The sequence below is a fragment of the Janthinobacterium sp. OK676 genome (assembly GCF_900103595.1).
Lineage (GTDB): Bacteria > Pseudomonadota > Gammaproteobacteria > Burkholderiales > Burkholderiaceae_D > Janthinobacterium.
Genome location: NZ_FNHA01000004.1, coordinates 193,918 through 218,329, shown reverse-complemented (window position 1 = coordinate 218,329; position 24,412 = coordinate 193,918). Strand labels below are relative to the sequence as shown.

The 24,412-nt window shown below is 62.4% G+C and carries 17 protein-coding genes and 2 pseudogenes; 9 read left to right on the top strand and 10 right to left on the bottom strand.

The annotated features are described in order from the left end of the window. Window positions 1-25: 25 nt before the first annotated feature. The 5 genes from BLU39_RS10330 to BLU39_RS10310 form a co-directional block, all read right to left on the bottom strand. A complete protein-coding gene (locus tag BLU39_RS10330; RefSeq protein WP_092712608.1) occupies window positions 26-1,060 on the bottom strand; it encodes an RNA methyltransferase in 1,035 nt (344 codons plus the stop codon). A gap of 64 nt (window positions 1,061-1,124) precedes the next feature. Then, on the bottom strand, window positions 1,125-1,466 hold the full coding sequence (locus tag BLU39_RS10325) for a zinc ribbon domain-containing protein YjdM (protein ID WP_092712606.1): 342 nt from the start codon (window positions 1,464-1,466) through the stop codon (window positions 1,125-1,127). Between the two features lie 91 nt (window positions 1,467-1,557). Next, window positions 1,558-2,532 (bottom strand): CDF family Co(II)/Ni(II) efflux transporter DmeF, encoded by a 975-nt coding sequence (dmeF, locus tag BLU39_RS10320; protein WP_092712604.1) that lies wholly within the window; start codon window positions 2,530-2,532, stop codon window positions 1,558-1,560. Window positions 2,533-2,542: 10 nt separating this feature from the next. Then, on the bottom strand, window positions 2,543-2,818 hold the full coding sequence (locus tag BLU39_RS10315) for a metal/formaldehyde-sensitive transcriptional repressor (RefSeq protein ID WP_092712602.1): 276 nt from the start codon (window positions 2,816-2,818) through the stop codon (window positions 2,543-2,545). A 58-nt stretch (window positions 2,819-2,876) separates the two neighbouring features. Then, window positions 2,877-3,701: a TlpA disulfide reductase family protein gene (locus tag BLU39_RS10310; RefSeq protein ID WP_092712599.1), complete on the bottom strand. Its 825-nt coding sequence runs from the start codon at window positions 3,699-3,701 to the stop codon at window positions 2,877-2,879. Window positions 3,702-3,885: 184 nt separating this feature from the next. Between BLU39_RS10310 and BLU39_RS10305 the strand changes: the two genes are divergently transcribed. From BLU39_RS10305 to BLU39_RS10295, 3 genes are all read left to right on the top strand, one after another. Next, window positions 3,886-4,878, top strand: coding sequence for an alpha/beta fold hydrolase (locus tag BLU39_RS10305; RefSeq protein WP_092712597.1), 993 nt, complete (start codon window positions 3,886-3,888; stop codon window positions 4,876-4,878). A gap of 85 nt (window positions 4,879-4,963) precedes the next feature. Further along, window positions 4,964-5,392 carry a MarR family winged helix-turn-helix transcriptional regulator gene (locus tag BLU39_RS10300; protein ID WP_092712591.1) on the top strand — a complete coding sequence of 143 codons (429 nt, stop codon included), beginning with the start codon at window positions 4,964-4,966 and terminating at the stop codon, window positions 5,390-5,392. Next, window positions 5,385-7,145 carry a chloride channel protein gene (locus tag BLU39_RS10295; RefSeq protein WP_092712543.1) on the top strand — a complete coding sequence of 587 codons (1,761 nt, stop codon included), beginning with the start codon at window positions 5,385-5,387 and terminating at the stop codon, window positions 7,143-7,145. The genes BLU39_RS10300 and BLU39_RS10295 overlap by 8 nt, the downstream gene beginning before the upstream one ends. A gap of 7 nt (window positions 7,146-7,152) precedes the next feature. On the opposite strand, the gene BLU39_RS10290 is transcribed toward BLU39_RS10295, so the two are convergent. Together BLU39_RS10290 and BLU39_RS10285 are read right to left on the bottom strand one after the other, a co-directional pair. Further along, window positions 7,153-7,689, bottom strand: a complete 537-nt coding sequence (locus tag BLU39_RS10290; protein ID WP_232731359.1) for a DUF2325 domain-containing protein — start codon at window positions 7,687-7,689, stop codon at window positions 7,153-7,155. 264 nt (window positions 7,690-7,953) lie between these two features. Continuing rightward, window positions 7,954-8,559: a hypothetical protein gene (locus BLU39_RS10285; protein WP_092712540.1), complete on the bottom strand. Its 606-nt coding sequence runs from the start codon at window positions 8,557-8,559 to the stop codon at window positions 7,954-7,956. A gap of 295 nt (window positions 8,560-8,854) precedes the next feature. Here BLU39_RS10285 and BLU39_RS10280 point away from each other — a divergent pair, with 295 nt between their 5' ends. Beyond that, window positions 8,855-9,823 carry an IS1595 family transposase gene (locus tag BLU39_RS10280; protein ID WP_092712538.1) on the top strand — a complete coding sequence of 323 codons (969 nt, stop codon included), beginning with the start codon at window positions 8,855-8,857 and terminating at the stop codon, window positions 9,821-9,823. A gap of 488 nt (window positions 9,824-10,311) precedes the next feature. Here BLU39_RS10280 and BLU39_RS10275 read toward each other — a convergent pair whose 3' ends face one another. The 3 genes and pseudogenes from BLU39_RS10275 to BLU39_RS10265 all read right to left on the bottom strand — a co-directional run. Next, window positions 10,312-14,880, bottom strand: coding sequence for a hypothetical protein (locus BLU39_RS10275; protein ID WP_139178224.1), 4,569 nt, complete (start codon window positions 14,878-14,880; stop codon window positions 10,312-10,314). 230 nt (window positions 14,881-15,110) lie between these two features. Beyond that, a pseudogene (locus tag BLU39_RS10270) lies at window positions 15,111-15,494 on the bottom strand (integrase core domain-containing protein); the annotation flags it as partial. A gap of 2 nt (window positions 15,495-15,496) precedes the next feature. Continuing rightward, window positions 15,497-15,796 (bottom strand): annotated as a pseudogene (locus BLU39_RS10265) (transposase); the annotation flags it as partial. A 476-nt stretch (window positions 15,797-16,272) separates the two neighbouring features. On the opposite strand from BLU39_RS10265, the gene BLU39_RS10260 reads away from it, so the two are divergent. From BLU39_RS10260 to BLU39_RS10240, 5 genes are all read left to right on the top strand, one after another. Continuing rightward, window positions 16,273-16,710: an IS66-like element accessory protein TnpA gene (locus tag BLU39_RS10260; protein WP_217635066.1), complete on the top strand. Its 438-nt coding sequence runs from the start codon at window positions 16,273-16,275 to the stop codon at window positions 16,708-16,710. Beyond that, window positions 16,707-17,054 (top strand): IS66 family insertion sequence element accessory protein TnpB, encoded by a 348-nt coding sequence (gene tnpB, locus BLU39_RS10255; protein WP_034754629.1) that lies wholly within the window; start codon window positions 16,707-16,709, stop codon window positions 17,052-17,054. Before BLU39_RS10260 ends, tnpB begins: the two co-directional genes overlap by 4 nt. A gap of 29 nt (window positions 17,055-17,083) precedes the next feature. Further along, window positions 17,084-18,625, top strand: a complete 1,542-nt coding sequence (locus BLU39_RS10250) for an IS66 family transposase (protein WP_092712532.1) — start codon at window positions 17,084-17,086, stop codon at window positions 18,623-18,625. A gap of 600 nt (window positions 18,626-19,225) precedes the next feature. Next, window positions 19,226-20,383: a response regulator gene (locus tag BLU39_RS10245; protein WP_051959249.1), complete on the top strand. Its 1,158-nt coding sequence runs from the start codon at window positions 19,226-19,228 to the stop codon at window positions 20,381-20,383. A gap of 8 nt (window positions 20,384-20,391) precedes the next feature. Further along, a complete protein-coding gene (locus BLU39_RS10240; RefSeq protein ID WP_092713017.1) occupies window positions 20,392-24,402 on the top strand; it encodes a response regulator in 4,011 nt (1,336 codons plus the stop codon). The last annotated feature ends 10 nt before the right edge of the window (window positions 24,403-24,412 follow it).

Genomic DNA, 24,412 nt, shown 5'->3' with positions numbered 1-24,412 from the left:
TCGGATTACGCTCCGCTAATCCGACCTACGCCGTCACGCTGGCTCGGATGGGAATGACCTTGCCCTTGGCCTCGCGCGCCCGCAACTGTCCGCAGCCGCCTTCCACGTCCTGTCCCGCCGAATCGCGCAATTTGGTCAGCACGCCGCGCTCGTGCAGGGCGGCGGCAATGGCGCGCGCCTTGTCCCAGCTGGGGCGCTTGAACGGCAAGTCTTCGATGGTGTTATACGGGATCATGTTGAGCACCGCATATTTGCCCTTCAGGAGTGCGACGATGCCATCCATCTCATCGTCACCGTCGTTGACGCCTTCCATCAGGGTCCACTGGTATTGCACCGGGTAGCCGGTCAGGCGCGCATACGACTCGCCAAAGTCCACCAGTTCGCGCGGCGACAGCTTTGGGGCGCGCGGCAGCAGCTGTTCGCGCAACGCCGGCCTGGTCGTATGCAAGGAGAGCGCCAGCGCCGGCTTGACCCTGCCTTGCGGCAGGCGCTCGAAGGCGCGCGGGTCGCCCACGGTGGAAAATACGAGGTTCTTGTGGCCGATATTGCCCTCGGTGCCCAGCAATTCGATGGCTTCCATCACGTTGTTCAGGTTATGCGCCGGTTCGCCCATGCCCATGAAGACGACTTTTTTCACCGGACGCAGGGTACGCGCCAGCACCACTTGCGCGACGATTTCTCCGCTGGTCACTTGCCGGATCAAGCCGTCGCGACCCGTCATGCAGAACTGGCAGCCCACGGCGCAGCCGACCTGGCTCGATACGCACAGGCCGTCGCGCGGCAGCAGCACGCTTTCCACCGTCTGGCCATCGCGCAGCCCCACCAGCAGGCGCGCGGAACCGTCGGCGCCCGGATGGGTGCTAATCAACTTCAGCATGCCCTGCAATTCCAGGTCGAGCGCGGGCAAGGCCAAGCGCACGGGCAGCGGCAGAAAATCCTCGGCGCGGCGCCGGCCCTGGTCGTGCGGCTGCGCCTGTATCCAGTCGCGCAGCACGCGCTGTTCGTGCAGGGGCTTGGCGCCCAAGGCGCGCAGGCGCTGGCGGATGGTATCGATTTGCATGGCGTCCGGATAAAAAAACGGCGCGCTGGAATGAAGCCGGCGCGCCGTGTTACGGGTAAAAGCGTTAGACCTTCTTGACGAATTCCGTCTTCAGGCTCATGGAACCGAAACCGTCGATCTTGCAGTCGATATCGTGGTCGCTGTCGACCAGGCGGATGTTCTTGACCTTGGTGCCCATCTTGACGACACCGCCGCCGCCCTTCAATTTCAAGTCCTTGATGACGCTGACCGTGTCGCCATCCTGCAGGATGTTGCCGGCCGAATCGCGGTACACCTTGGCGCCCTCTTCCACCGCTTCGGCGGCCGTGGCCGACCATTCATGCGCGCATTCAGGGCAGATCAACTGGCTGCCGTCTTCGTACGTGAATTCGGATTTGCATTGCGGGCATGGTGGTAATGTGCTCATTTTTTTCTCTGTCTGGTGAACAGCGTGTGCTGTAAAAGCCGACATTATACCGCCTACGCCCCGCATCAGCGGCCTTGTTTCACCATCATTGTCAAGGCCGGTGAATAATCTCGATGGTGCTGTGGACGATTTCCTCGTGGATGCCGATGCGCGCGCGCAGCTCGGCGGCCGTCAATGCGGCATCGCGGCTGACGACGGACAAGGCGCACGAGTACAGCTGCTTGCCGACTCGCCACACGTGCAGGTCGACGATGCGCGGCGTATCGCCTGCGCTTTCCACTTCCACCGCCTCGCGGATTTCATCCACCACGGGGTGGTCCATCTCGCGGTCCAACAAGACCTTGCCCGTTTCCTGCATCAGCTTTTTCGCCCACAGCGCCACCAGCACGGCACCCGCGATGCCCATCACGGGATCGAGCCACTGCCAGCCGTAAGCCCACGCGCCGGCCAGCGCGACGATGGCCAGCACGGATGTGGCGGCATCGGCCAGCACGTGGAGGTACGCAGCCTTCATGTTCAAGTCTTCCCCATGGCCATGGTGGTCATGGTGGCCATGGTGGTCATGCCCGTGGCCGTGACCATGATGATGGCCGTGGTCGTGATGCCCGCCGAGGATCAGCGCGCACACGAGGTTGACCAGCAGGCCAAAGGTCGCCACCGCCATGGCCTGCGGGTAGTGAATGGCTTGCGGCGAGAACAGGCGCTCGACGGAGGCCACGACCATCAGCACGGCCACGCCCAGCAGCAGGATGGCGCTCGTGTAGCCGGCCAGTACTTCGATCTTCCACGTGCCGAAGGCAAAGCGGGAGTCGCGCGCATAGCGGCGCGCGGCCGCATACGCAAACGCGGCCAAGCCGATGGCCAGCGCGTGCGAACTCATATGCCAGCCATCGGCCAGCAGGGCCATGGAGTTGTACCACCAGCCGGCGGCGATTTCCAGCGCCATGGTGGCCAGGGTGATCCACATGACGATGCGCGCGCGGCGTTCGGCCTTGCCATTGCTGCTGTCAAAAACGTGGTCGTGCTGCCAGGCGGAGAGGTCTTCCTTGATGAATGGCGCTTGCATGCCGTTCTCCTTATTTGAGGTAGGTGCGCAGGATGCCCGCGATGTCGTCGGCGCCCCTGGCCCGCTCCTCGCCGGAGATAGCGGGACTGGCCACGTGCTCACGCAAGTGTTCCTCGATGACTTCGGCCATCAGGCCGTTGACGGCGCCGCGCACGGCGGCGATCAGCTGCAGCACTTCGCCGCAGTCGCGCCCTTCTTCCAGGCCCCGCTCCAGACCTTCCACCTGCCCTCGGATGCGCTTCACGCGATTGAGCAGCTTGCTCTTGTTGTGCGCCGTGTGTCCCATGATCCCACCTCGATAAATACTATAGGGGGGTATACTATCAGAAACGGCTGCGGCCGCGTCAAGGCGCTGGCGCGATCTTTTGCAGCTTGCTGGCCAGCGAGGCATCGGACAGTTCGCCCAGGTGCGTGTCGACCAGGCGTCCTTGCGCGTCATAAAACAGGGTAGTAGGCAGGGCCGAGGAACCGGCCGCCTTGCCCAGCGCCGCCCCGCTGTCGAGCACCACATTGCGCAGGGTCACGCCGCTCCTGTCCAGGAAAGCGCCGGCGGCCGCCGCATCCTCGCGCTGGTTCGCATACACGAAGACGATATCGGCGCGCGTCCGCTGCGCGGCGGCCAGCACGGGCATCTCGCGCCGGCACGGCGGGCACCAGCTGGCCCACAGGTTGACCACCAGCGGCTTGCCGCCGGCCAGCGCGCCCAATGTCGTTGGTGCGCCATCGATGCCATGCAGCGCCACGGCCGGCAAGGCCGTCGGCTTGTCGAAAGCGAGCGAGATCCCGGCGCTCAACACGCCCCAGGCCAGCGTACCGGAGGCCACGCTGATGGCCAAAGGGCGGCGCATGGCCGTCATGGCGGGACGCCGGCAGCGCCACGCGGCGATGGCCAGGGCGGCCGCGATGCCGGCCGGCGCAAGAAAGCCGCCATCGCGGATATTGATGATGGACCACGGCGCCGCCAGGTACTGTTCGTGCCAGCGCAGCACGAAGGCCAGCCGCGCCGCCAGCAGGCCGGCGATCAGCATGTCGGAAACGAGGGGGCCGGCGTCCGGCAGCTGGCGGTAGCGCCGCAGCCAGGCCGCCACGCCATAGGCGACGCACAGGGAAAGGAACAGCAGGACGAGGCCCGTGGGCAGGGCCAGGGGGCCGATTTGCAGGGACAGCATGGGCACTTTCATCGACAGTCAGGGCGCCCATTGTGCCTCATGCTCCGCCGGGCAGCGCCACGCGGCGAAGTCGGGCGGGCGTTTTTCCTACGCCAGGCACCGCAGAACGCCTATCGCGCCGGCGGCCGGCCATGGGCATCATGGATGCCTGACTCACTAGCAGGGGCACAGCATGAAAAAAGACATGAACGCCGTTGTTGCGAAAGGCACGCCGGCACGGGCACAGGCACATAGAGGCTGGACCCTGGGCGCGCTGGCACTGGGGGCGGCGTGGCTGTTTGTCCGCAGCCGCAGCCGGCAGGCCGAGCGCGCGCATCCGCCCGCCGGCCATTTTCTCGACGTGCACGGCACGCGCCTGCACTACCTGAGCCAGGGCGAAGGCCCCGTCATCGTGCTGTTGCACGGAAACGGCGTCATCGCCGAGGATTTTCGCCATGCGGGCCTGTTCGACCAACTGGCGCGCACGCACCGCGTGATCGCCTTCGACCGGCCCGGCTTTGGCTACAGCGGCCGGCCGCGCGGCACGCTGTGGACGCCGGCCGCCCAGGCCGCGCTGCTGGCGGCCGCGCTCGAGCAGCTGGGCGTGCGCCACGCCGTCGTGCTGGCACACTCCTGGGGCACGCTGGTGGCGATCTCGATGGCCCTGCAGCAGCCGCAACTGGTGCAGGCCCTGGTGCTCGCTTCCGGCTACTACTATCCCAGCGTGCGCTTCGATGTGCTGACGGCAACGCCGGCCATTCCCGTCATCGGCGATGTGCTCAGCCATACCATCTCGCCCCTGCTGGGGCGCCTGATGTGGCCCCTGTCGGTCAAACGCGCGTTCGCACCCGCGCCAGTGCCGGACAGCTTCAAGCGCCTGTCGCCGTGGATGATGCTGCGTCCCGGCCAGTTGCGCGCCGAGGCGGAAGAAACGGCCATGATGATCCCGAGCGCGGCGGCGCTGCGCAAACACTACCCGGAGCTGCGCATGCCCGTGTCCATCGTGGCCGGACGCGAGGATGCGATCGTCAGCGCCAGCGACCATTCCGCGCGCCTGCACGAGGAGCTGGACAACAGCGAACTGACCTTGCTGCCCGGCGCCGGCCACATGATCCAGCACCTGTCGCAAGCTACGCTGCTGCGCGAAACGGTGCGGGCCGGCTACGGCGCGGGCATCGGCAGCACCACGCCCGCCTGAGCGGAACATCGACAGGGAAAGGCTTTCCGGCTATTTACATCACGTTGTGATATATTTGGCGCCTTTCCCTCACTAGGCCGCCGCGATGCCCCCTGCACCTCCCGCCACACTCGGCAAGCATGACTTCACGACCCTGTCGGAATTTCGCTATCAGATGCGGCGCTTCGAGCGCTTCTCCGATGACGTGATCCAGGCGCACGGCATCACGCCGCTGCAATACCTGCTGCTGTTGCATATCAAGGGGTACCCGGGCCGCGACTGGGCCACGGTGGGCGAACTGGCCGAACGGCTGCAGGCCAAACCGCACGGCGTCGTGGCGCTGGTCACGCGCTGCGAGGCATCGGGTCTGGTAGAGCGCCGCCACAGCAGCGCCGACCGGCGCCGTGTCGAAATCCACCTGCTGGCCGACGGCGAAGCCATGCTGGCCAAGCTGGCGCAATTGCACCGCACGGAATTGCTGTCCCTCGAAGGCGTGTTCACCATCCCGAAACTGGCGGGTGACGGCCATGCATAAATTCGATACGCGGCGCGACTTCGATGGCCAGGCGCGGCTGATCCTCATCTCCGGTCTCGCCGTCGTGGTCGGCGCACTGAGCACCGTGACGGCCTGGGTGCTGCTGCGCGCGATCCACTTCTTCAGCAACCTGTTTTTCTTCCAAAAATTCTCGACCGGCTTCACGTCGCCGGCCGGCCACGCGCTGGGCATCTGGGTCATCGTCGTGCCCGTGCTCGGTGGCCTCGTCATCGGACTGATCGCCCGCTATGGCACGGAGCAGATACGCGGGCACGGCATTCCCGAAGCCATCGAGGCGATCCTGTTCAAGAAAAGCCTGATGTCGCCCAAGGTGGCCGTGCTCAAGCCGCTGGCGTCGGCCATCGCCATCGGCAGCGGCGGACCGTTCGGCGCCGAAGGGCCGATCATCATGACGGGCGGCGCCGTCGGCTCGCTGCTGGCGCAGCACTTTCACCTGAGCGCGGCCGAGCGCAAGACGCTGCTCGTGGCAGGCGCCGTGGCGGGCATGACGGCGGTGTTCGGCACGCCCGTGGCGGCGCTGCTGCTGGCCGTGGAACTGCTGCTGTTTGAATTGCGGCCGCGCAGCCTGGCGCCGGTGGCGATTGCCTGCGTCATCGCCGGCTTCCTGCGCCCGGCGCTGATCGACAGCGGCCCGCTGTTCCCGCTGCAGAGCGCGGCGCTGCCGCCATCGGCATTGCTGTCCTGCCTGATCGCCGGCTTGCTGTGCGGCGCGCTGGCCTGGCTGTTGTCGACGTCGCTGTACCGCGTGGAAGACCTGTTTCACCGGTTGCCGTGCCACTGGATGTGGTGGCCGGCCATCGGCGGCCTGGCGGTGGGCATCGGCGGCTATTTCCAGCCGCGCGCGCTGGGCGTGGGCTACGACGTGATCGCCGACCTGCTGCACAACCATATCGCGGCCGGTGCACTGCTCGCGCTGCTGGCCGTCAAGGCCGTGATCTGGCTGCTGGCGCTCGGTTCGGGCACCTCGGGCGGCGTGCTGGCGCCGCTGCTGATGCTGGGCGCCGGCCTGGGTGCCCTGCTGGGCCCCTACCTGCCCGGCAGCGAGCCTGCCATCTGGCCGCTCGTCTTCATGGCAGCCACCCTGGGCGGCATGATGCGCGCGCCCATCATGGCCGTGGCCTTCGCGTTTGAACTCACGCACGACGTCAATGCGCTGCTGCCTGTGATGGCCGCGTCGGCAGTCGCCTATGCCTTCACCGTGACCACCATGCACCGCTCCATCCTGACGGAAAAAATCGCCCGCCGCGGCTACCATATCTACCGCGAGTACGGCATCGATCCCATGGAACGCCATAGCGTGGCCGAAGTGATGACGCCAGCGCCGCTCGGCATCGACGCCGGCGCGCGCCTTGCCGACGTGCTGGCCAGCCATTTCGGCGAAACCCAGCGCCATCGCGCCTTTCCGGTCACGCGCGACGGCGCGCTCGTTGGCATGCTGGACCGTTCCACCCTGCTGCGGCACCTGCCCGGCAACGGCGACCTGACGGCCGGCGAGCTGTTCGGCGTGAACATGCCGGTCGTCGCCCTGGCCGATGAAACGTGCCGCGCCCTGGCGACCCGCCTGGCCGTGCACGAACTCGAACGCCTGCCCGTCGTCAGCGACGCCAAAACCTTGCGCCTGATCGGCGTCGTCAGCCGCAGCGACCTGGTCAAGCCCGCGCTGAACCTGGATGGCGAAGAGCTGCAACGGCAGACCGTGCGGCGCCTCTGGCCGCTGCAGCGCCAGCGATAAAAAGAGTTCAGGTGAGCAGCGCCTCCTTGCGCACGAAATGCATGGCTTGCGGCTGGTCCACCAGCACGCACCGCTTGCCCGTGCGCTTGCAGTGGTCGTGCACGCGCCAGTAGGCGTCGTGGCTGACGCAGCCCGTCTGGCAAATCACCAGGTCGGCCGCCACCAGGCCCGCTTCCAGCGCCGCCGCGTCGTCGGCGCCATCGTCGCCGCCCGCGTGGTGCAGGAAGCGCCCGCCGGCCTGTTCGATGGCCAGCTGCGCCACGTTGGCGCCGGCGGCCTGCTGGCCCGCATTCTGCTCCAGACAGCTGCCCACATACAGCACGGCTTTTTCGCGCACATCGGCCTGCAAGGCGGGCGCGGGCAGCCACTGCAGGCGCAGCAATTCGCGCATCAGGTCCTGCACGCGCTCGCCGAGCCACTCGACCTTGCGCGCCAGCCGGGCGCGCGTCGGCAAGCCGGGCACGCTGGCCGCCAGCTCGGCCAGTTCGTCGCGCGCCAGCGCCAGCCTGGTATCGCGGATCACGACCTGCGCCCGCGCGCGCATCAGTTCCGACTCCAGCTGCGCGATGCGGGCCGCCTGCGCAGCCAGTTGCGCACTGCAGCGCGCCTGCGCGCGGCCATATTCCCCGATCAGCACGCGATGCTCGTGCGCGATCGCGTCCTCGTTGCCATACACACTGCCCATCATGCCCTCCTTCACCGCCATGGCGCCAGCCCATGCTACCCCATGGATCCGCATTATAAATGAGAATCATTGTTATTTGTGTATGCGCGCGTGCGCTGTAGGGGTATGCGGTGGCCGCCAGCATCAGGCAGCCGGCGGGCAAGACAGCAGGCGCCGCCAGACGTCGTCCTGCACCTGCCGCACATGCCGCAGGCCGTCGGGGCCACGATAGATGTCCAGCGTGTTCGGCCACGCCATATCAATGAACAACTGCCGTGCAGGATCGATCAGCAGGGACTGCCCCACATAGTTACCCTTGATCTCGCCCTTGTTCACGGTCAGCACGCGCGCGCCGTCCGCAAGCACACGCTCATCGAGCGCCACGCCGCTGCGCTCGGCCACGTCGCGCAGCCAGCGTTCGCGCCAGCGGGCCTGCTCCCCGAACTGCCCCATGGGCGGCCGGTCCAGCTTGACGACGGCCGCCACGGGACCGCCTATGCCCGCCTGCAGCGAAAAGCCCATGCGCTCCTGCAGTTCGACCGTGTAGGCCTCGCCCTTGACGTCGATCCGGTAGCGCCCCGTCCCGTCCTGCAGCAGCAGGTCGGCCTGATGATAGGCAGGCTTGACGCAACTGGCGTACTGATGGACGAGCACGTCGAGGAACGGTGAGGCGGCCGGGGTGGATGCCGCCATGGCGGGCGACAGGCTGGCGCACAAGGCGGCGATCGCAGCGCGATAATAGGTATTCATATTGCGTCCATATAAATGAACGACACGCGCCCGACCAGGGACCGGCGTATGTGCTGGCCGCTACTGCATGAGATGAGGGGACGGCGCTGGCCGCTGCGTGGCCAGCGGGGCCACGCGGAGCGCGGCAGAATGGCGATTCGGATAGCCTCGCGCCCCTTAGGGCGCTCCGTCTTCGCATCCCACCGTTCCGTCCAGACAAATAAAAAGGCTCTGTCATCAGCAAGTAGGGGAAATGCCGGAATCTTCCTGTGGCCGTGCTGTCTGACTCTGCATACTCACTCTGCGGGAGCCAATCATGCGGCCAGCCGAATGGATCAGTTTTATCGCGCAGTTTGCCCGGTTGAGCCGACGCCAGCGGCAGGCAGGCATTGCCCTGCTGCATGGCAACTCGCCACACGACGCGACCATCGCGCTGCTGGAAAGTGTGGCCCAGCCGCGATTGGCCTGTCCCGCCTGCCATTCAGACCATTTGCACCGGCACGGCCATGCGCACGGCTTGCAGCGCTACCGCTGCGTTCCCTGCGGGCGCACCTTCAATGCGCTCACCGGCACGCCGCTGGCCCGCTTGCGCCACAAGGCGCTGTGGCTCGACTACGCCGATTGCCTGCTGGCATCGGATTCCGTGCGCAAGGCGGCGTTGCAGCTGGGCGTGCACCGGAATACCACCTTTCGCTGGCGCCACCGGTTTTTATCGCTGGCAAGGACGGACCGGCCGCATGGCCTGCACGGCATCGCCGAAGCCGACGAGTTGTATCTGCTGGAATCGGAAAAGGGAGCCAAGAAAATGACGCGTCCGGCCCGTCGCCGGGGCGGCCATTCCCTCAAGCGCGGCATTTCCAATGAACAGGTCTGCATCCTGGTGGCGCGCGACCGCACGGGCCAGACCCTGGATTTCATTACGGGCAAAGGGGCGCTGACGCAGGCGCAGCTGCATCGCTGTTTGTTGCCCGTCATCGACAAGGATGTGTTGTTGGTCACCGATGGCCATGCCGCCTACCGGGCTTTTGCTCGGGAAGCGGGCATCAGCCATCAGGCCGTCAACTTGCGCGCCGGCATCCGTGTGCGGGGTGCCGCCCACGTGCAGAACGTCAATGCGTATCACAGCCGTTTGCGGCAATGGCTGGGGCCATTTCATGGCGTGGCGACACGCTACCTGCCGAACTACCTGGGGTGGCGCTGGATACTCGATGCCGGGCGCATCCGCTCACCGGAAACGCTGTTGAAAGCAACATTGGGCGCATTCCCACACCTGACGGTGACATAGCCAATAAAAAAGCCTCCCGCAGGGGAGGCTTTTTTATTTGATTCTGGCGGAGACGGTGTCCGTAGAACATCCCTATGAAAAACGGCGCATACTTCGGCGCTACCCCCCTGCCTACCCCCCTAGAACGACTGGGGTGGAAAGGTTGTTAGTCAATGGCAAAGTGAATCGCCAGGAGTCTGCCAGACAACCGCGAACCGTTCAAAATTGCTTCGTTAACGCTCTGCTAGCGAGAGCCAGTCATCAGAACCGTGACGGCAAACGGGATGTAGCACATTTCGATTTAGTCGACGATATACTGCCTGGCGTCCTAAATTGGAGTCTACCAAACTTAGGAAAATATAAGCCAGCGTCAGCCAGTTCGACTACAAATAACGAAGTAATGCCGGCTAACTGGGTATCGATGCAATGCATTCAGCGCCATCTTGGGCGACTGTGCAGTCTAGTGCGCCATCGCGGGTAAGGCAGGCCATTTTTGTTCAAGAACAAAGCTAGTGCAGCCACCAAGGACGTTTTTGTCCATACAGTTTGTCTCGACGCAAGCGACTCCATTTCTCGAGACGGTCATTCAATTCCGCATGCAGCGTCACGAAGAATCGTCCGAAAGAATTCGCGGCAACAGAGCTCAATGGCCACATCTGATAACGAGCATCGGCTATCTTCAAGAACAGGCGCGAATGCCTCCAGAAGTCTTCTTTAAACGGCGCACGCAACATTAATTCGAACCAGTGGCGTGTCCATCTATTTCGCTGATAAGCCTGCCAGGCGGCCTCTCTTGCCTCTCCAACCATGCCAGTCGCGCCTGCGTACTGCCCCAACAACCTAAGGGACTGCGGGCATTCGTCGCGGAAGCCTGCAACCGTGAGAGCGCGGCAAAGATTGACTGGCTCTCCAATCGCTAATTGCTGAGCAATATAATCGTCAAGTGCTCTCCCTTGCTCGGCACTCTCCGCCGCGTAAACCTCATATGCGATTTCAGTGTCGCTCTGCGCGAGGTTCAGTCTATCGAAACAGATTTGAGATACGTCGAGCAAATCTGCGCTGCGCCAGAGTAACCAGGTAAAGACTGAAATGCCGTGGTAGCTACGGACGACCTTCGTCAGGGGCATATGGTGCGCCAATGCCAGCAACGGCTTCGCATCTTTCCGGACATGGGTAAAACCCATTACCAGTTGCTGCCAAAAGTGAGCAATCAAACGCTGCTGAGTAGGCCCCGCAGCCCTTATCCATTCAAGCCACGTCTCAGCAGCAACGGGGTCCGCGAGGACGATAGCCTCCACACAGTCCTGACTGAGATGGTCCAATGCCAATCTGGCGTCAGCGTCAGAAAGCTTGGAGTCAAAAGCAAAATAACTGGTCCATGCGGCATCCTGCCAAGCATCCCAAGCCTTCTCACTCTCTTCGTCTGTCATCGGTTCAAATGAATTTCGTAAACGTTCATCTGGAATACGGGACGAAAGCACTGGGGGCAGCAAGTCGGAGTCTCTAACTTCCCTCTCTTCGATGGCCACCAAGTTGGGGGCGTAGTTCAGATTGAGAACACGTTGTAATGCGCCTGCCACTGCAGCGGCCACAGCAGCGACGCCTTCGGCGCCGCAACGAGCTATGAGACCGTACGAAGACAAAGCCATTCTTTGGAGCGCAGCATTTGGCTCAATCATACGCATGCGACATGCCGCGGCTAATACGCGTGAGCCGGCGTGCTCCTCTAATGCCTCACGGCGGCTGTGCAGAGCGGACGCACTCCAATCCGAATCAACGACTATTTGAACGAGGCCAGAGTCCTCTGTTCGAGCGACCGCTGCAAGTGCGTGAGCACGAATTAGCCAATCCGAATGGCACACCAACTGCGGCAACGACTCCCTAAAGGCGCTAGGTAGCGAAGTGTTCGAGTAAGCAACGAAGAGCAAGGCGTTGCACAACTTTGTCGTGTCGCCTCCACTCTCTATGCGCCTCCACTCTCTTTCGATAACGCCATCTTCAGCAGCTTTCAACATTTCCACCGAGCGGCGAGCGATGCCAGTGTTGGCGCACTTTTGAAAGAGCGCGAATTGCTCATTGCCATCGAGATGTGGCAATACTGCCTCGGTCGCGTAGTGCTGCACGAAAGGTGCGTCCTGCTTGTTGAGTCCGCGCGCGGCTTCATTCCCACTACACTCGATTGCGATGTTGGTCAGCGCCGGGACGAGCGAAGGCTCTATCAACGCACTGGCACCTAACAGTGGTTGAATGCCTTGGCGCAGCGGCAGTTTATCTCGCCTCAACACGTCAGATATCAGTTCCCTATATTTTTTGGACGCCAATTCAGGCATGAATCGGCAGATGCCTGTTGCAGCATTTTCGAAGAAATGCTGTTCCGCCGTTTGTCCCATGAGCATGTATAAATCATCGGGTTTGGTGTCTGCAAACTTGGCCGCGGTTTCCGCCAAATTTGCGGGAATAATAGTCGTAGGGTCGCACGGGTCGACCGCACACATTTTTTCTCTCAACGACCATGACTCCCTCGGGCCGTCGGATTGCGTCAGTTCTTCGTAGAGCGCTTTTGCCTCCGCGCTGTCGAGTAATGCTCCGGTCGATGTCAACAGACGCCACAATGCCCACTTTCCTTTCTCGGACACTTCTGGTTCGCGCAGCCTTGAGCTCTCACGCAAAATAGCGCCGCGAGTTTTTTCCCAGTCTTCAGTGTTGTACTGGACCAGTTGCAGGAATTCGTCATGCAAGCTGTAAAAACTCGATAACAGAGAGGTCCCCAAGGACCAGACCACCATCTGTTGAGCGAACGGGGCTAGTGATTGGCCACGCATTAACAAGAACGCCAGCGAATGGTAGGGTTTAACGTCACGGCTGATGCACACGCCGTTCACTTCGTCCAGAATCGTCCTCTCCGCTTGCGACAGGTTTCGCAGTCGTTCCTCATATTCCTTCTGGCGATTCTGAACTTGGACCTTTTTCTCCGCCTGGTCAATACCCCCAATATTATCGACAGCATCGGAACGTAAGGTAAGCCACGTCGCTATGCGCTCATGCATCGTGGCCCAAGCTTGGCTGTCATCACGAATCGCACTGAGGGTGGCACCTATGAGACCATTATCCGGGGAATGCCCTTTCTCAATCGCGAATTGAGCTGCATCGAGGACCAGGCCAGTTCGGCGACGCGCCAAGCCAAGAAGAGCGACTTCTTCATTCGACGGTCTGTTCTGCAAATTGCAATATCTGCAGAACAGAACAGCACCAACCTTAGAGTCTTTGCCGGCATCCAAAAACGCGACCATCACGGCCGCGAGCATTGCATCGGCAGTAAAATCGAGCGCCTCAATCGGCTCAATCAAACGTTCAAGGTGTTCAGCTGGGTCACGACCATTGCGTACCTCCTTGTCCAGCTCGGAAACAATCCAAAGCCCTAGCGCGAGTGACAGTCCGTTCCGATGGATGGCGTAGTGATTACTCTCCCACGGGACCGGCTGGAAAAATTGGCTGTCAGCAGCTGCACTTAGACCCGCAACGAAATCGGTGGAATACACATCCAGGTCATTGGTTTGTTTTGCGTTGACGCGGCGCATAAATTCGGCCGCAAGTCCCTGCAAAGTCTGCGCGAATTTTCTCGGCTCGAGCTGCACGGCGCTGTCTCGACATGCTTTGTTCATGTATTCGAACAGCAGTCGCTCAGGATGCAATTCTTCTAGTCCATTTATTTCGCGTTTGTCTAACACCTCGAGCGCAATGCCCAACAGACGTGGATTTCTGAGCGCAACAAACACCTGTGGCGGCATTTGGTTTCGCTCAATTTCAAGCGACTTCAAAATTTCAGACAGCTCTTGCTCAGTCCACTCCGGGACGTTTAGCTGTCGACACGGTGAGGCCACCGTATCAGCTACGCGCTGCGCAACCTCCGGCCGAGCTGAGACAATGAGCCTTCCACCAATCGACTGAACGTAGGCCGAGAGCGACTCAATCCACTGTCGCCAATTTACATCCGGAGATTGATTAATACCGTCCAGGTAAACGACCAACCGGGCGCGTTCAGCCTGCGGCGATGTCTCCCATGTTTTCAGTCGTCGGCGCCAGCGCTTTAGAGCATCGCCATGTATGGTCTGCTCCGACTGCATCGCAAGCTTATTTGCGACGAATCCTTCCAAGTCATACAGACGCGCAGGGTCTCTACACTCATCGGGAAGAATGAAGACTAGAATCGGTGAGTGCGCCAGTTCATTCCAAGTCGAAGCTAGTAGCCAAGTCTTCCCTGCCCCTTCGCAGCCTTGCAGCATCCAGAATCCTTCGTCTGGTGGCGAGGTAAGCGCTACCGCAAGCTCATTCGCCAACGCAGGGCGCGCTCGGTAGTTGCCGGCGTTGCTGTCGAAAGGCGCAACCGGTTGATGGAGGATTCCTCGAGCAACCCGAACGCTGGCGAAAATTTTCTTGAACCATTTCTCACTGCTCGCACGTGCATAGCTGAAAGATGCGAGCGGGCTGGTTAGCCTCGACAACATCTCAGCCGGCAATCGGCTGTCGACCCTGGATTCCATTTCAGAAAGCGCCCCCGCTATCCTCTCTGCTTTGTCAGGAAGATTTTCTGCAAAAAAACGTCGAGCGACTTCAGTGGCTAAGGAGAGGAGCACTGCCAATGCTGGCTGGCGTAAACTAGATTCTTCCCAATCCAACAACAGCAGCTCGATGCCAATGTCATCACAGGCCTTCGCGTAGAATTCAGCGTGCTGTGCGCTCACTGGACACGTAACTGCCAGCACGAAGAGGTCAATATGCTCAACGCCCCGCACACCAAGTTCCAACAGCTTGTCGGAAACAGCGGGCCTTTTCAAGTCGCCGACGTATCGTTTTGCCTCGAAATACACGGTCCCGTCGTCACCATCCCGCCCGCCCTGCGAACCGCTCGCAGCGAGCCTAAATGACCGGCCGCAGGCATGTGTCAAAACTTCCGCGACCAGCCCTTCGAAGCCGTCAGGTCCCGCAGCATTCAACGCTATCATTCCTTCCCGCAGCACATCTAGGTAATCTAGCGGCTTGCCGGTGCTATCTGAGTTTTTCTCTGCTGGTGATTGCATGCGTCGCGAAAGTAAGAGGTCTGGACAATAGCAGCACGTTACCGAATTTGGATTCAGTTGCAGGGCTGGTCGTTCTGAATAGAATACCATTTGCCTGCAGGAATAAAGCGTCTAGCGACGACAGCTCTGCACCCAGCGACGATAAACAAGGGCCAGGCACTACAAAAATCTGTAAATAGGCGCAAGTAGACGGTAATCCCCCCATTTTTAGAGCGCGCTAAAAGTAGAGGTTAATTGGCCAAGGCAAGCCTCTGTTTTGGTGTGATGCCGCCAAGTGCCATGTTGGGCCGGTCGTGATTGTGAGTCCACAGCCAGCGGGTTGCAAAATCCTGGATCTCATCGAGCGTTTCAAACAGATGATGAGCCAACCCGTCGTAGCGCACCATTCGGTTATAGCGCTCGACATAAGCATTCTGTTGCGGCTGGCCAGTCTGAATGAAGTCGATGCGAATACCGCGTTTGGCGGCCCAGGCCAACGTCACAGCGCTGATGTACTCCGGGCCCTTATCGCAGCGAATGACCTGGGGTTTGCCACGCCATTCGATGATTCTGTCAACGGACCGGATGACCCGTTCAGACGGCAATGAGAAATCAACCTCGATACTGAGCCCCTCAGGCGGTCACGTGGAATGTCGAGTTGCAGCTCTCCGTCCGGCGTCAGAACCTTCTTGGGCATGGTGCCGTTTCTATGACTCTTGCTCGTCGCATCCTCGTTGGCCAAGTGATGTGTCAATTCGGCCGCCAGCATTCGCTCGGCCAGCATCTTCTTGAGCTGGCCGGCCAAGCCAGAGTCACCGGGAATAGACTCAGCGTTCTTGTCCTGAACTTGGGCCAGCAGCTGGTCGATCAGCTCACCTGGGAATGGATACGGCTCTTTCTTCTTGCGGGGTTTCTTGGTAGTCATCGTGTCGGTCATGGAACATCCCTATCGGTATTATTTCATGGCCCCGTTTCACACAGAAATTCTTACAGGCTCGACCCCAGCACCGAACCGCTGTCGGGATTGCCTCCCTTCAGGCATCCTTCACACGTTGAGCACGAAGTGCGAATAAGCAGGTGTGAAGTTAGCTAACCGGCCCGCCGGTTAGCTAACTTCACCTATCCTGCCCCGCTTCGCGCAGCGACTGAACCACTAAAATCGTCGGACGCAACGTCGACCAAACCCCTTTTTTGGCACGGCTGAAAGAAAATAAGGCCTTATAAGGCCTTATTTGTGCCATATCTGCTTCAACCGTGTCAGATTTGTGGTTCAACCGTGTCAGATTTGTGATTCAACCGTGGCAGATTTGTGGTTTAACCGTGCATGTTCCGCACGACATGAGGGCGATTAAATAGTAAGCGTCTTCCCAGCGCCGTCTGGACTCCCTGACCACCGTCATTCATGATCGAATTTTGGCACAGCATTTGTGCCCACAAATTCTGATTATGGACACAAATTTTCAACCAATCACTTCGACGAATGCGCGCGGCCATTATCGGCAGCATTCTTTAGAGTTCAAGCGCGCATTGGTGGCGTTGTCGCTGGAACCGGGCGTCTCGGTGGCTCGCATTGCACGCGAACACGGCGTCAACGCCAACCAGGTGTTTAGCTGGCGCCGCCTCTATCAACAAGGACGCCTCGGCGTGCCTGCGTTGATTCGCGACGATGGCCTATTGCCAGTGGTGCTGGCGCCAACGGCGCCTGCTCCGGGCAACTCCACCGCCGACGCCGACGCCGACGCCGACGCCGACGGCACGATCATGCTGGAGCTGGGCGAAGTGCGCGTGCGAATCGAAGGCCAGCCCAACGCGGCCGCGCTGGCGCAGGTGCTCGATCGGGTTCTACGATGATCGGCCTGCCCGCCGGCACCAAGGTATGGCTTGCCGCCGGCACCACCGACATGCGCTCCGGCTTCAACGGCCTGGCTGCCAAAGTGCAGACGGCGCTGGAGGAAGATCCGTTCAGCGGCCACGTATTCGTGTTCCGGGGCCGGCGCGGCGACCTCATCAAACTCCTGTGGTGGAGCGGCGATGGCCTGTGCCTGCTGGCCAAGCGGCTTGAGCGTGGTCGCTTCATCTGGCCGCAGGCTACCAACGGTTCGGTGGCGTTGACGCAGGCGCAACTGTCGATGCTGCTTGAAGGCATCGACTGGCGGCGGCCGGAACGGACCTGGAGACCAACGTCGGCCTTGTAAACGACACAAGGCTCGCGTAAACTTGGCACATGCTCAGCCCAGCCGACCTGCCCAACGACATCGCCGCCTTGAAGGTGCTGCTGCTCGCTCAAAACGAGGTGGTTGAAGGGCTGCGCGAACAGCTGAACACGCGCGCCGTCGAGATCGAGCACCTCAAGCTGCAGATCGCCAAATTGCGGCGCATGCAATTCGGCCGCAAATCGGAAAAGCTGGATCATCAAATCGAGCAGCTGGAGCTGCAACTGGAAGACCTGCAAGCCGACGAGGCCGAGGCGGCGCGCGAGATGCCGGCGGCCGACCAGGCGCCGCGAAAGAAGTCTGTGCGCCGGCCGTTGCCCGATCATTTGCCGCGAGACGAAAAGGTGTATGCGCCGCCGGCCGATGCTTGCCCGGCTTGTGGCGGCGGCCTGCGGCCGCTGGGCGAGGACGTGGCCGAGCAACTGGAGTTCGTGCCGGCCAGCTTCCGCGTGATCCGCCATGTTCGTCCGAAACTGGCGTGCTCCTGCTGCGACGCCATCGTCCAGGCGCCGGCGCCAAGCCGGCCGATTGAGCGCGGCATCGCCGGCCCCGGCCTGCTGGCGCATGTGCTGGTTGCGAAGTTCGCCGATCATCTGCCGCTGTACCGCCAGGCCGTCATTTACGCCCGCGAAGGCGTCGACCTCGATCGTGCGCTGCTGGCGGACTGGGTCGGCGCCGCTAGCGCATTGCTGCGTCCGTTGGTCGATGCCATTCGCCGCCACGTGCTGACGGCGTCGAAGCTGCATGCCGACGACACGCCGATCCCGGTGCTGGCGCCCGGCAATGGCAAAACCAAGACGGCCCGTCTGTGGACTTACGTGCGCGATGACCGGCCCGCCGGCGACACCACGCCAGCGGCGGTTTGGTTTGGCTACACGCCCGACCGCAAGGGCATCCATCCGCAAACCCACTTGGCCAAGTTCGAGGGCGTGCTGCAAGCCGATGCCTACGCTGGCTTCAACGCTTTGTTCGAAGACGGCACGATCCAGGAAGCGGCTTGCTGGGCGCACGCGCGGCGTAAATTCCACGACCTGCACGCGGCGCGCGCGACGCCGCTGACCACCGAGGCGCTGCGCCGGATCGCCGAGCTCTATTTGATCGAGGCCAAGATCCGGGGCAAGCCGCCCGACGAACGACGACAAGTTCGGCAAGCCCGCTCGCGCCCGCTGCTCGAGGACTTGGAGCACTGGCTGCGCTCCACGCTCGATACGCTGTCGCGCAAGTCCGACACGGCGGCGGCGATCCTGTACGCGCTCAAGCTCTGGCCGGCGCTGCTGCGCTACTGCGACGACGGCGCCATCGAGATTGACAACTCGGCGGCCGAACGCGCCTTGCGTGGTGTCGCCATTGGTCGGCGCAACTATCTGTTCGCCGGCGCCGACAGCGGCGGCGAACGGGCCGCCGCGATCTACTCGTTGATCGGCACGGCCAAGCTGAACGGTGTCGCACCCGAAGCCTGGTTGCGTCACGTGCTGACGCATATCACCGATCATCCCGTCAACCGGGTTGATGACTTCTTGCCTTGGAACTGCAAGCTGCCAGCAGCCCTTTGAGATCACGCCGCTTCCCAGCGGTGTTGTGACTTTCTGAAATAAACGCGACGAAAGGTATTGCGGCACAGGGCTAGGCCAACTTGATTTTGCTAAAAGCTGCGACGATTTTTCGCTGAATAGCTGCGACTAATCCAAAGGGATAACGAAATGGCTGCGAACGACGTCGTCCCTGAACTGACAACTTCCGTAACGCCACCAGCAGAGGCAGGGAGCGGCTGGTTCCGCCCCAGGCTGGGTGAAAACTTCAAATCTCAAAATATTTGTGGGTAGGGTTACCATTCCCGCCACCGAGAAAACGGGGTAGCGCGCGTTTTGAGAGGCCGATTTTTGAAGAACCAGAATTTTTCTGCGTTTCCACACAGCCTGGCCTCAAAGCAGAAGTTCAGCTTGGCGGCAGAGGTCTCCCTAAGCGCACCCTCCCCACACTGTCATTTTCGAAATGTTGAGTGATGAGCAATCCATATATACCTAGAGATCGGAGAATGTAGTGTAGGACGGGAGCGATTCGCATAGCAAAACTAATATGCGGTTTACTTGCACACAGGACACAGATATAGTCTAGGCAACAAATTAGTGCGGACCTGATTGGAGCATTTAGGCATGAACTCATCTTATACCCGTCCCATCAGGCCTGTAATCCTTGTCGTGGACGACACGCCGGATAATCTTCTGTTGATGGCCAACTTGCTCAAGGATAGTTATACGGTCAAAGCAGCGAATAACGGCGAGAAAGCACTGCGCATCGCGCGCGATGCACCGCCGCCCGACCTCATCCTGCTTGACATCATGATGCCTGGGATGACCGGCCACGAAGTGGCGCAGGCACTGCAGGGCGACCCGGCCACGCGCGACATACCCATCATCTTCTTGACCGCTATGGCCTCCAGCGAGGACGAGACGCACGGTCTGGAGCTGGGCGCGGCCGATTACATCACCAAACCGATCAGCCCGCCCGTGGTGCTGGCGCGCGTACGCACCCAACTCAAGGTCAAAGACGCGGCCGACTTCCTGCGCGACAAGAACGAGTACCTGGAACAGGAAGTCCAGCGCCGCACGCGCGAGCTGGGCGCGATCCAGGATGTCACGATCCACGCCATGGCCTCGCTGGCCGAGACGCGTGACAACGAGACCGGCAACCACATCCGCCGCACCCAGCACTACGTCAAGGTGCTGGCCGAACATCTGAGCGAGCATCCGCGCTTCCGCGCTTTCCTCGACCCCGACACCATCAAGCTCTTGTTCAAGTCGGCGCCGTTGCACGACATCGGCAAGATCGGCATCCCCGACCGCATCTTGCTCAAGCCTGGCCGCTTCGAACCCGAGGAATTCGAGATCATGAAGACCCACACCACGCTCGGGCGCGACGCCATCGCCCACGCCGAACAACAACTGGGCATGGACGTCGACTTCCTGCGCCTGGCCAAGGAGATCGCCTACTCACACCAGGAAAAATGGGACGGCAGCGGCTACCCCGAAGGCCTGGCCGGCGACGCCATCCCGATTTCGGCGCGGCTGATGGCGGTGGCCGACGTCTACGACGCCCTGATCAGTCGTCGCGTCTACAAGGAAGGCATGCCGCATGAAAAGGCAGTGCAAATCATCGCCGAGGGGCGCGGCTCGCACTTCGATCCCGACGTCTGCGACGCCTTCCTGGCCAACCTGCCCGCCTTCCAGCAGATCGCCGCGCGCTACGCCGACAGCGACCAGGACATGGCCAAGCAGGCTGCCGCCATCGCACACACCCTGCCTGCACAGTGAGCGCCGGCATGCGTTCGCCCCTGGCTTATCTTGAACGGCTGCGCCTGCGCCAGAAGCTTGCGGCCGGCTTTTGCGCAGTGCTGCTGCTGGCCCTGGCGCTGGGGTTGCAAAGCCTACGCACCCAAGACCAGTTGAGTAGCGACATGCAGCGCCTGCTCAGCGAGGGCATGATCGGCATCGTACAGGTCAAGGAGGCCCGCATCCAGCTCAACCGCTTCGAGCTAATGCTGCACAAGGTGGCCAACTCCCCGGACCCTGTTGCCGTCGACAAGGCGCTCGAACAGCTAGACAAGACGCGCGAGCAGCTACACTTTGCCGTCGACGAGGCCCGCGCCACCCTGCTGCGCATCGACAACCAGCAACGCCATAACGTCTTTGAAAGCATGCTGGCGCGCGCCGAGCGCATCGCCGACGAGGCAATCGAACTGGCGCGGCTGCACCGCAACGCCGAAGCCAACGCCCTGCTCAACAGCGAGCGCTTCCAGCACGCGATGCGCACCGCCGACCGGCAGATGGCCGAGATCGCCGCCGTCAAGGATTCCAACGCCCGCAGCACCATCTACCAGATTCGCCAATTCGCCCTCACCAGCAGCACCCTCACCTACGCCCTGCTGATCGGTGGCCTGGCGGTGGCGCTGCTATGCGCCTGGTGGATCAGCATCTCGATCCGGCGCCCGGTCAACCGCCTGCGCGAGGCGGTCGATGCGCTGGCCGCCGGCCAGCTCGACAGCGTGATTCCGCATACTGACTACCAGAACGAAACGGGCGACCTGGCCCGCGCCATCGCCAAGTTGCAGGTCGAATCGCGCCAGCTCGACATGCAGCGCTGGATCAAGTCGCAGGAAGCCTCGATCCAGGCCGAACTGCAGCAAGCGGCCAGCCTTGACCAGGCCGCGCAGCGCCTGTTGACGCTACTCGCGCCGCTGGTGCAGGCTGGCCAGGGCGCGCTCTACTTGCTTGACGAAAACGCCGCCGCATTGCGCCTTGCCGCCAGCTACGCCGCCGATCCGGACCATCCGCCGGCGCCGCAACTGGCGTTGGGCAGTGGCCTGCTGGGTCAGTGCGCGCAGGACCGCCAGCCGCTCCGGCTCGACGCCCTGCCGGACGACTACGTGCAGATTCACTCGCAACTGGGGCGGTCGCGCCCACGCCACCTGCAGGTGCTGCCACTGCTGCACGGCGAGCGCCTGATGGGCGTGCTGGAGCTGGCCGGCTTCGACGCTCCCAGCGAATCGGGCCGGGTGCTGATGGACGAGCTGCTGCCCAAACTGGCGATGTCGCTGGAAATCAAGGCACGCAGCCACGCGGTGCAGGCCATGGCGATCGAACTCGAAGCGCAGCAGGTGGTGCTGAAAGCCACCGAGGCCTGGTATCGCGGCATCATCGAGGCTGCGCCGGACGGCATGCTGGTAATCGATGTGCACGGCCTGATCATGATGACCAACCCGCAGCTCGACCAGCTGTTCGGCTACGAGGCCGGCGAGTTGGCCGGCTTGCCGATCGAAACGCTGGTGCCGCCGGAGGCGCACGGGCGCCACGTCGGCTCGCGCAATGGTTTCATCGAGCAAGGCACGGCACGCCAGATGGGCATGACAGGCGCCGACCTGCACGGTATGCGCAAGGATGGCAGCCGCTTCTCGGTCGAGATCGGCCTGTCGCGGCTGCCGGCTATCGCCGAGCGCGGCGTTTGCGTGTGCGCCTCGGTGCGCGACATCAGCGACCGCAAGCTGGCGGAGGCCGAGGTTCTGCGCGCCAAGGAGATCGCCGAGGACGCTACGCGCGCCAAGAGCGATTTCCTGGCCAACATGAGCCACGAGATCCGTACGCCGATGAACGCAATTATCGGCATGAGCCATCTGGCGCTACGCACCGATCTCGACAAAAAACAGCGCAACTACATCGAGAAGGTGCACCGCTCGGCCGAGAACCTGCTGGGCATCATCAACGACATTCTTGACTTCTCCAAGATCGAAGCGGGCAAGATGAACATAGAGCAGGCCCCGTTCCGGCTGGAGGACGTGCTGGAGAATTTCGCCAGCATGATCGGCCTGAAGGCCGAGGAAAAAGGCCTGGAACTACTGTTCGCCACTTCGGCCGACCTGCCGACCGCATTGGTAGGCGATTCGCTGAGGCTGGGTCAGGTATTGGTCAACCTCGGCAACAACGCCGCCAAGTTCACCGAACGCGGTGAGATCGTGGTCGGGATCGAGATGGCTGCCGACGCCGGGGATCAAGTCGAGCTTCACTTCTGGGTGCGCGACAGCGGTATCGGCATGACGGCCGAGCAGTGCGAACGCATGTTCCACTCGTTCAGCCAGGCAGACAGCTCGACCACGCGCAAATACGGAGGCACCGGGCTAGGTCTGGCCATCTCCAAGAAGCTGGTGGAGCTGATGGATGGCCGGATCTGGGTCGAGAGCATGCCGGGCGAGGGCTCGACCTTCCACTTCAGCGCCCGTTTCGGACGCCAGACCGAGGTGCAGCCGCGCCGCATGTTCCACGCCGACGAGCTGCTCGGCCTGCGCGTGCTGGTGGTCGACGACAACGCCAGCGCGCGCGAAATCTTGTCGACAATGGCTCGCAGTTTCGGCTTGGAGGTGGACCTCGCCGACAGCGGCCACAGCGCGCTGCGCACCATGGTCGAGGCTGAGCGCAAAAGCCTGCCCTACGACTTGGTGCTACTGGACTGGCGCATGCCGGGCATGGACGGCGTCGAAACGCTGCAGCGCATGCAGAGCGGCGCCGTGACTCACATCCCTTCTGTCATCATGGTGACTGCCTTCGGCCGGGACGACGCTCAGGAAGCGGCGGCGCTCCAGCAGGTGGCGCTGCCAGCCGTGCTGACCAAGCCAGTCACCCCGTCGACGCTGCTCGAAGCAATCGGCGAGGTACTGGGCAAGGGCGTGGTGGCCGAAACGCGCCAGGCAGAGCGACAGGACCGCAGCGCGGCCGACCAGGCCCGCATGGCCGGCGCCCGCCTGCTGCTGGCCGAGGACAACGATATGAACCAGGAGCTAGCGCGCGAGCTGCTTGAAAGCGCTGGCATCGTGCTCACCATCGTAGGCGATGGGCAACAGGCGCTGGACCTACTGGCTCAAGCCGGGACCGTCGCCTTCGACGGCGTGCTGATGGACTGCCAGATGCCAGTGATGGATGGCTACGAAGCCACCCGCCGCCTGCGCGCCCAACCCCGCTACGCTCAGCTGCCGATCATCGCCATGACCGCCAACGCCATGGCCGGCGACCGCGAAATGGCGTTGACTGCCGGCATGAATGACCACATCTCCAAGCCGCTGAACGTCACCGCCATGTTCGCCACCATGAGCAAGTGGATCCGCCCGGCGCAGTCGGCATTAGCAGCGCCCCCAGCGGGGCAGCCAGATTCCGCAGGCAAAGTGGTTGCGGCCCTACCTGCCGAACTCCCCGGTATCGACCAGCGCGCCGGCCTGGCGACCAGCATGGGCCGGCAGGACCTTTACCTGCGCATGCTGGTGCGCTTCCGCGACGGCCACGCTAGACTGCGGGGGGAATTTGAGGCTGCGCGGCAAAGCGATGACCCCACAGCGGCGGCGCGGGTAGCCCACACCTTGCGCGGCACCGCCGGCAACGTCGGTGCCAAAGGCGTGGCGGCGACAGCTACCGCACTGGAACTGGCATGCAAAGCTGGTGTAGCCGAAGCCGAACTGGCTGTGCTGCTGACGGCGGTCGAAAACGAACTGGCGCCGGTGCTGCTCGGCCTGGCGGCACTGGGCAACTATACTGCAGCGGCAGAGAACACCCGGGCCGGGGCCATCGCAGCGGCTCCCGCCCTGCCGCCGGACGCGACCGCCACACTTGCCCAGCTGCGCAAGCTGCTGGCCGACAGCGACACCGCCGCGCTGGATGTGCTGGAGACATTGGAATCGCAAGCCGCCGGCCACCCGCTGGCGCGACAGCTGCGCAAAGTCAGCCAGGCAATTGAACGCTTCGACTTCGACGCTGCGCTGGAAGCGCTTGATGCCGTGGTGCAGCCAGCCTGACAAGCAAGGC